The 8,637-nt window shown below is 63.7% G+C and carries 5 protein-coding genes; 1 reads left to right on the top strand and 4 read right to left on the bottom strand.

Annotation, left to right across the window (positions count from 1 at the left end):
* The 3 genes from ADADOO_RS16110 to ADADOO_RS16100 form a co-directional block, all read right to left on the bottom strand.
* On the bottom strand, positions 1-662 hold a 662-nt coding region (locus ADADOO_RS16110; protein WP_511278526.1), incomplete at its 3' end, for a PmbA/TldA family metallopeptidase.
* A gap of 10 nt (positions 663-672) precedes the next feature.
* The gene (locus tag ADADOO_RS16105; protein WP_511278525.1) at positions 673-1,482 is read right to left on the bottom strand and encodes a carbon-nitrogen hydrolase family protein; all 810 of its coding nucleotides are present in this window, start codon (positions 1,480-1,482) and stop codon (positions 673-675) included.
* Positions 1,479-5,354 (bottom strand): YhdP family protein, encoded by a 3,876-nt coding sequence (locus ADADOO_RS16100; RefSeq protein ID WP_511278524.1) that lies wholly within the window; start codon positions 5,352-5,354, stop codon positions 1,479-1,481. The genes ADADOO_RS16105 and ADADOO_RS16100 overlap by 4 nt, the downstream gene beginning before the upstream one ends.
* Before the next feature lie 100 nt (positions 5,355-5,454).
* On the opposite strand from ADADOO_RS16100, the gene glnE reads away from it, so the two are divergent.
* The gene (gene glnE / locus ADADOO_RS16095) at positions 5,455-8,151 is read left to right on the top strand and encodes a bifunctional [glutamate--ammonia ligase]-adenylyl-L-tyrosine phosphorylase/[glutamate--ammonia-ligase] adenylyltransferase (protein WP_511278523.1); all 2,697 of its coding nucleotides are present in this window, start codon (positions 5,455-5,457) and stop codon (positions 8,149-8,151) included.
* A gap of 141 nt (positions 8,152-8,292) precedes the next feature.
* On the opposite strand, the gene mscL is transcribed toward glnE, so the two are convergent.
* Positions 8,293-8,637: large conductance mechanosensitive channel protein MscL (gene mscL / locus ADADOO_RS16090; protein WP_511278522.1), on the bottom strand; the 345-nt coding region annotated here is incomplete at its 5' end.

Below are 8,637 nucleotides of genomic sequence, written 5' to 3'. Positions count from 1 at the left end.
TCGTCGTCGAAATAGCCGAAGTCGAAACGACCGCCGCCGCCCGACGAGCCCTGTTCGCGCTTGCCATTTTCTTCGATGATGACCGAGATCGAGCAACGCACGAGCGGCCGGATGTCGGCGGCCAGACGGCCGTCGGAACCGGCGACGAGGACCACTTCGTATTCGCCAGCGAGCGAGGCCATGACCTGCAGGACGCGCGGATCAAGCGCCCGGGCAAAACCTTCGAGGCGTTCGAGCAGCTTGACCTTGGCCTCGGCTGGCAGCGAGGCAATCGGGTCGTGCGGCACGTACAGCGACCTTGCTACGGTCGACGGGAAAAATTGGCCAAATTTTGAATTCTGCCCGGCCGCGGCAATCGCCCGCACGGCGTTGGCGGCGTCGCCGAGGGCCTGCGAACTGATGTCGTCGGAGTAGGCAAAGGCCGTTTTTTCACCCGACAGTGCGCGCACGCCGACGCCCTGGTCGATGCTGAAGCTGCCCGATTTGACAATGCCCTCGTCGAGGCTCCAGGCCTCGGAACGCGAGTACTGGAAATAAAGATCGGCGTAGTCGACCTGGTGCGTCAGGATCTGGCCGAAGGTTCGCGACAGGTCGCCTTCGCTGAGCGAGAAGGGGGCCAGCAGCAAGGATTCGGCCTGGGCCAGCGCGCTGTTTTGAGTCATGAATGCTTCCTTAAAGTTTGCGATGGGCGAGGGCCGGCAGGCTCTCGCGAATGTCGGCAAGGCGTTGGTGATCGAGGTCGGCGATGACGATGCCCGGCCCCTTCAATTTGCGGTCGAGAATCTCGCCCCACGGGTCGACGATCATGCTGTTGCCGTGCGTCACGCGGCCATTTTCGTGGCGGCCGCCCTGTCCGACAGCGAGAAGATAACACTGGTTCTCGATGGCCCGGGCCCGCAGCAAAATTTCCCAATGGGCGCGACCGGTGGTTTCGGTAAAGGCAGCTGGCACGAGGATCAGGTCGACCGGCGCCAGCGCCCGGTACAACTCGGGAAAGCGCAGGTCGTAGCAGATCGACAGGGCGATCTTGCCAAACGGCGTGTCGACCGCGACGGGTTGATCGCCGGGCTCGATGAAGCTGGCTTCGTCGTAGGCTTCATCGCCTTTTTTGAAGCCGAACAGGTGGATCTTGTCGTAACGGGCGACACATTCGCCGGCCGGATTGAAAACCAGGCTGGCATTGCGCATTTTGTCCGGGCAGCTCGCGGTCAACGGGATAGAACCGGCAAAAATCCAGATGCCGTGACGCTGCGCCGTTTCGGCCAGCCAGGACTGCATCGGCCCGGTGCCGAAATCCTCGCGCGCCCGCACGCGGTCGGCGTCGGCAGCACCGATGATGGGGAAATACTCGGGCAAGACAACCAACTGGGCGCCCTGCCCGACGGCCTCGGCGATAAGCCGGCCGGCCGTCGCCAGATTGTCGCCAACGCGCGGTCCGGAAATCATCTGCAGGCCGGCGATCCGGCAATTCTGTTTGGTCAAGGCTTGTTCTCCACGGGTTTTCTTTCCTCTGCCGGCGCCGACTCGCCGGCCTTGTCGACCAGCGGATCGGCCCAGGTGCCGGTGACATGATAGCGGTAGCTGAACAAGCGATTGAGCGGCTTTTGCAGCACTGTATTGGCGACCAGCGCCGCCGCGCCGACCACCGGATTGACCAGTGCCGCCGCCCCCACCGCCGCCAGCCCGCCCAGCTCGGGCCGAACGACCACCTGCATGTCCTGGGTTTCGGCCTTGAGGTCGGTTTCGCCCTGCATTTCGATCTGCGCCGACGGCCCGTAAATACGCAAAGGATCAACGGTGCGCATGACGCCCTTGCTGACGCTCAGTTTGCCTTCGATGCTGTCGAAAGCCAGGCCATCGCTGAAAATATCGCGAAAATCGAGGGTCAGCCGACGCGGCAGCGACTGCAGGGAAATCAAGCCGAGCAGTTTGCCGACGCCCGGTTCCAGCTTGTTGAACTGGCCTTTTTCGGCCTCGACATTGAGCTGACCGCTCAGCGACGGATAGTGAATGTCGGTGAGCGGGCCGTTCCATTTCAGATCACCGGTCATTTTGGCCTTGCCGCGCCGCACGGCGTCGGCGTAGCCAAGCCGGTCGAGCAGCTTGCCCATATCTTTCGCCGTCAGTTCGAAATCCAGCCGTGTCTGGTTGAATCCGGTGTTGTTCCAGACCGCCTTGCCCTTCAAGGCGCCGTCCGGATTTTCCAGGTTCAGGTTGTCGAGGTGCCAGGCGCCCTTATCGTTGCGCGCCTTGACTTCGAGCCGGCCAAGGGCCTTCTCTCCGAGGTAAAAATCATCGACCGACAGACTCATGCCGGGCAGCGTATTGATCAGCGACGAGGCGCCATCGGCCGCCGCCTCCGCCGCCGGGCGCACGACGAGGCGTTTGAAATTGCCCTCGACCCAGCCTTCGCCGGCACTCTTCCAAAAAACGTCGCCGACCGCCTCACGGGTATTCAGGCCGATCTGCCAGCCGCCATCGCGTGGCCGCAGGGCGACATCGACCTGACTGTAATCACGATCGAAAAGATACAGCTGCGGCGTTTTGAGCGTCACCACATTGAGCGCCAGGCCGCTTCCATCGGCGCCGCCAGCCGCCCCCTCGGGCAGGAAATTCTTCCAGGCGTCGGCATCGATGCGCGAGGCGGCTACGCGCACGGCCAGCCCCTTTTCCGGCAAACGGGGTTCACCGTCGCCAATGGCGAAAACACCGCGCTCCCAGCTCTCGCCCTTACGCACGATCAGGCCCTGGGCGACCTTGCCGAGCGTGATCCGGTACTGCTCGCGCTGGGCGTCCGGCACCGTCCGCTCGATGCGCAGGGGCAGCGGCATCGTCGCGTTCTTGTTCAGGGGCTCGGGCAGCGGCGAACTAATGCCGAGCAGGTCGGATTCGACCACCACGTCGGCATTGCGCCGGCGGATGGCGATGTCGGCCTTCCAGCCGGCATTGCCGCTCAGATGGTTGATCAGCGGCCAGCCGAAGTACTGGCTCACCTCGCCGATACTCGCCGTGCCGGTGGCCACCACGCCAACCTTGTCGCCGGCACTCTTGACCTGCACCTTGAGCGGACCGCCGAAAACACGGCCGGCAATATCCCTGGCCGCCACGCTATTCTCGGTGATCGACAGCCGCCCGTTGACCTGCGTCAGGGGCGGCAGGCCGGCCAGCGGCTGCAGTTGATTATTGTGGAAATGATAGTCGCCACGCACCCGGGTATCGAGCGCATGGCGCAGCGGAATATCGAGCTCCAGGTTCAGGCTGCCGTTGCCGACCGCCTTCATGCCATCGGTGAAGCGGTCGATCTGCTCGGCCACCGGGCTTTGCTCGATAAAGCGGAAGAATTCGCTGGTCGGCCCGAGCGCTGTGCCGCGGACCAGCAACATTTCTTCGTGCGACTCGAAATCCGGAATATCGACTTTAACGTCAGCCAGCGAAGCGCCGAGGATGCGCCCGTGGCTGGCTTTGATCCGCATCCCGGTGTCGAAGCTCATGTCGGCATCAATGTCGTCGATGACCGGCCAGCCATCGGCATAATCGACCCGGGCGCCGGTCGCTTTGGCGGTAACGATGAACTTGCCGCCCTGGCCGTCGCGGAACGGGAAATCACGGAGATTGCCCTTGAGGATGAGCTTGCCGTCGTAACCGCGCCCACCGACGATGCCGCGGCGGATCCAGTTGCGGGCGGCGGCATTGACGGCGTGTGGCATGTAGCGCCAGACGGCCGTCCCTTCGCCACGGTCGACGCTCGCCGTCAGGTCGATTTCGCCCGGCCCTTCGCCGCTGTAGCGATAGGTCCCCTGGGCTGAGCCAGTCGCATCCGGGCCGGCGAATTCGAGTTTATCGAGCTTGATGTCGGTCCCTTGCACCGAGTTTTTCCAGCTCGCCTTGACTTTCAGCGCGTCGAGCGCGATGTCCGGCTCGGGAAAAATCGCCGGCAGGGACAAGCTAGAAACGCCGGAATCCAGCTTCAGCTCACCGCCTTTTTCGGTCAGGTCGATCATCCCCGAAACGCCGCCGGCGCCGGGAAAAATGCCGACGGCCTCGATCCCCATGTTGTGGAAACCAGCTTTCAGGCTATAGCGCTTGAGCGTTTCGCCTTGCAGCGACCAACTCGCCTTCAATTCGGCAATCTGGCCCTGCGGCTGGTGGCGAACCAGCAGATCCCGGCTCTGCGCGTCGAGCGGCAAATAGGAAGCGAGGCGACCCAGCGCCGCCAGATCGAGAAAACTGGCGCTCGAATTGCCGTTGACCGTAGCACTGGCCGGGTCCTGGCGCCAATCAACCTTGAAATCGGTCGGCGCAACGCGAATGCCATCCTGCGTCTGCAATTCGACCTGGTAGCCGGCGACGGCCCACGCATCAGCCTGGTAACGCCCTTCGAGACGGCCGCGCATGCTGGCCAGCTCAAGTTCGGGCAGCTTGCGGCCAAGGCGGATGCGCAACTCTTCGAGCGCCACGTCGGCCGTCAGCTTGCCGGCGCCGTCATCGAGATCGCCCCAGATACGCAAAGCGCCACGCCCCTGCGGCAGATCGACCGGGTAATCGACCCAGGCCCGCCAGCCGGCCAGATCGGCGTAATTGAGTTCGACAAAAATCCGCCCGGACAAATGCGCGAGCGCCTCGCCGAGATCGCCCTTCACTTCGCCACGAATATCGACGCGCGCTGCCAGTTCATCGGGCGGCGCCGCCGACAGGCCGAAGCGATGGCGGCGCCCACTGTTATCAAGGGCGAACTGGAGGTCTTCGAGAATCAGCGGCGGCGCCTTGCGCAGCCGGTCGTCCCAGACAATCGTCGCATCCCGGATACGAATACGCTTCTGTTCGAGCACCCACTCGGCGAAGGCCGGGTCGGTCTCGCCCTCGGCATCGACACCGGCCACCGTGATCTTGCCGTTGGCATCGCGCCGGACATGCAGCACCGGGCCGTCGAAAGCGAGCAGGGCCAGCGTCGGGCGCAGGCGCCACAGGGTCTGCCACGACAGCACGCCTTCGACCCGGGCCAGCGAGAAAGCCGGGGCGCCCTGACGGTCGGCAATCACCACGTCGCTGAGCACCAGATCGGGATTCAACCCCTGCCAGCGGGCCTCGACGCGGCCGATCCTGACGGCTTGCCCGACCGCCCTGGTCGCCGCCTGCTCGATCGCCACCTGGTAGTCGCCAATTCTCGGCAGCACGGTGTAGCGCAAGGCGAGGAGCAGGACGACGAAGGTCAGCCAGGCGGCGAACAGCCCCCAGCCGAGGACGCGAATGGCGCGCCCGGCAAGCAGCGGCCATAACCAATGCAGCCGGTGATAGAGCGCCACGCGCAGCTCGGGCGAAATCACTGGGGCTTTGTGGTGCAGCGGCTCAGGCACGCGGCAAACCGTTTTGCCAGAGGGGGGAATTGATCACTACAATCGGCGACTGGATAAAAACGACATTCTACCTTTTCGGCCCAGCCGCCGAAGGACCATCATGGACACCACCCTCGATCCCCGCTGGCAACGGGCTGTGCACCACAGCCGTTACTTGGCCAATCTGCTTCAGGCGCACCCGGAACTGATTCCCGAACTGCTCGCCACCTGGCAGCAGCCGCTTACCGAAGCCATGCTGGAGGCGCCGTTGCAACAGGCGTTTGCCGACGACGAGGCGGTCAAGTCCGCCCTCCGCCGCCTGCGCCACCGGACCATGGCCCATCTCGCCCTGCGCGATCTGGGCGGCCTGGCGCCACTGGCCGAAATCGTCGAAAGCATGACCCGGCTCGCCGACGTGACGACCAATTTCGCGCTCGATCACTATCACCGCCAGCTCGTCGCCAGCTACGGCGAACCACTCGACAAGGCCGGCCAGCCGCAACGCCTGCTGATCATCGGCATGGGCAAGCTGGGTGGACGCGAGCTCAACGTTTCGTCCGACGTCGATTACATTTTTGTCTACCCCGAGGAGGGTGACACGGCCGGGCCGAAAAGCATCGAGAACTTCGATTTCTTCACCCGTCTCGGCAAACGCATCATCGCTGCGCTCGGCGATTTAACCGCCGACGGCCAGGTTTTCCGCGTCGACATGCGGCTACGCCCGAATGGCGATTCCGGCCCGCTGGTTTGCTCGCTCGACGCCCTGGAAAATTATTTCATCACCCAGGGCCGCGAATGGGAGCGTTACGCCTGGATCAAGGGCCGCACCATGAACGCCGGCGACAACCTGCAGCCGGCGTGGGTGACCGCCATGCAGAAAATCGCCCGGCCCTTCGTCTTCCGCAAATATCTCGATTTCGGCGCCATCAACGCGATGCGCGACCTGCACGCCCAGATCAGCCGCGAAGTGGCGCGCAAGGACATGGCCGACCACATCAAGCTCGGCCCCGGCGGCATCCGCGAAATCGAATTCATGGCCCAGGTTTTCCAGCTCATTCGCGGCGGCCGCGACCTGGGGCTGCAGATCCGGCCGACGCTCTCCGTCCTCGCTTTGCTCGTCGACCGCAAGCTGATTCCGGCCGAAACCGAGCAGGAACTGCGCGCGGCTTACGTCTTTCTACGCCGTCTTGAGCACCGGCTGCAATACGTCGAGGACAAGCAGACGCACATGCTGCCGGTCGACGCCGAAAATCGGCAAAATATCGCCGTCAGCATGGATTTCCCGGACTGGGTTTCGATGCTGCCCGTACTCGACCAGCATCGCGACAAGGTCAGCCAGCATTTCAACGCCATTTTCTCCGCCCCGGAAGCCGGCGACCACCCGCTGACCGGCCTGTGGCAAGGCCAGCTCGACGAAGATACGGCGCTCGAAGCCTTCGGCAACCTCGGTTTTCGTCATCCCAAAGAGGCCATCGCCCGCCTGGCCGAACTGCGTGCCGCCAGCCGCTACGTGCAATTACCGGCGACCAACCGGGCCCGCCTCGACGCCGTCGGCCCGCGTCTGATCGAAGCGGCGGGCGCAACGCCCGCCCCCGACACGACGCTCGCCCGTGGCCTGACTTTCCTCGAAGGCATTGCCCGCCGCGGCGCCTACCTCGCCCTGCTCCAGCAATACCCGATGGCCCTGCGCCGGGTTGCCGACATGATCTGCGCCTCGAACTGGGCGGCCGATTACCTCAACCGCCACCCGCTGCTCCTCGACGAACTGCTCGATCCGCGCCTCTACGAAATCGCCACCAACTGGGCCGGCTTCCGTGAAATCCTGCGCGACAACCTGGCCCAATACGCCGGCGACACCGAACGCGAAATGGACATCCTGCGCGAAATGCACCACGCCCAGGTTTTCCGGCTGCTGGCGCAGGATCTGGCCGGCCTGCAGACCACCGAGAGATTGTCCGACCATCTGACCGAACTGGCCGACACCATCGTCCAGGAAACCCTGCCGCTGGTCTGGAGCAAGATCAAGAATCGCCATTGCGCCACGCCGAAATTCGCCGTCATCGGCTACGGCAAGATGGGCGGCAAGGAACTCGGCTATGCCTCCGATCTCGACCTCGTTTACCTTTATGATGACGACGATCAGGACGCCCCGGAAAACTACGCCCGCCTCGGCCAGCGCCTGAATTCCTGGCTATCCAGCCAGACGCCGGCTGGCATCCTGTTCGAAACCGACCTGCGCCTGCGCCCGAATGGCGACTCAGGTCTGCTTGCAGTATCGGTCGATTCCTTCCGCGACTATGAGCTCAAGAACGCCTGGACCTGGGAACACCAAGCCCTGACCCGGGCCCGTTTCTGCGCCGGCGACCCGACGGTCGGCCAGCGTTTCGAGGCAATCCGCTGCGAAATCCTGCGCCTGCCGCGCGACTTCGCCAAACTCAAGGAAGAGGTCGTCGCCATGCGCCAGAAAATGGTCGACGCGCACGGCTCGAAGAGCGAAACCGAGTTCGCCCTCAAGCACGATCCGGGCGGCATCATCGATGTCGAGTTCATCGTCCAGTACCTGATCCTCGGCCATTCACACCAGCACGCCAGCCTGACCGGCAATCTTGGCAACATCGCGCTGCTGCGCATGGCCGGCGAACTGGGTTTGATCGACCCGCAACAAGCCGAGGCGGCCGGCAACGCCTATCGCGAATACCGCCGGCTGCAACACGCCCGGCGACTATCGGCGACCCCCAAGGCGCCGATTCCGCGTGACGAGGTGGAAAAACACATCGCCGCTGTCCGTCTGCTCTGGGCGGCGGTTTTCGGGAGTTAACGGGCGGTCGGGGCGGGTTTGGAGAAAAGCAGCCCGCCGCTGCCCATGCCGATTTTGGCCGTTTTTTACGGTTGACCGTAGGAATGGCCGGCAGCCATGAAAAAAGGCCGCACAAGGCGGCCTGATCGGGGCGAAAGACGTTTATTTCTTGAGCGAATCGCGGATTTCGCGAAGCAGCACAACGTCTTCCGGCGTCACCGGGGCTTCCGGGGCCGGGGCCGGCGCTTCGCTGCGCAGGCGGTTCATCTGTTTGACCATCATGAAGATGATGAAGGCCAGGATAACGAAATTGACCAGGATGGTCAGGAAGGAGCCGTAAGCGAAGACGGCGATGCCGGCTTTCTTGAGATCGGCCAGCGCGGCCAGGTTGTTCGGGTTGTCACCGAGAACGACGAACAGGTTGGAGAAATCGAGCTTGCCGACGAGGCGGCTGACCAGCGGCATGATCAGGTCGCCGACGATGGAATCGACGATCTTGCCGAAGGC

The organism is Azonexus sp., assembly GCF_036170495.1.
Taxonomy (GTDB): Bacteria; Pseudomonadota; Gammaproteobacteria; order Burkholderiales; family Rhodocyclaceae; genus Azonexus.
Note: the sequence above shows the minus strand (reverse complement) of the source record. Positions and strands in the feature narration are given on the sequence as shown.

Bases quoted from the DNA above. Each gene is read 5' to 3' on its own strand.
- glnE (WP_511278523.1), top strand. From the start codon at position 5,455: ATGGACACCACCCTCGATCCCCGCTGGCAACGGGCTGTGCACCACAGC.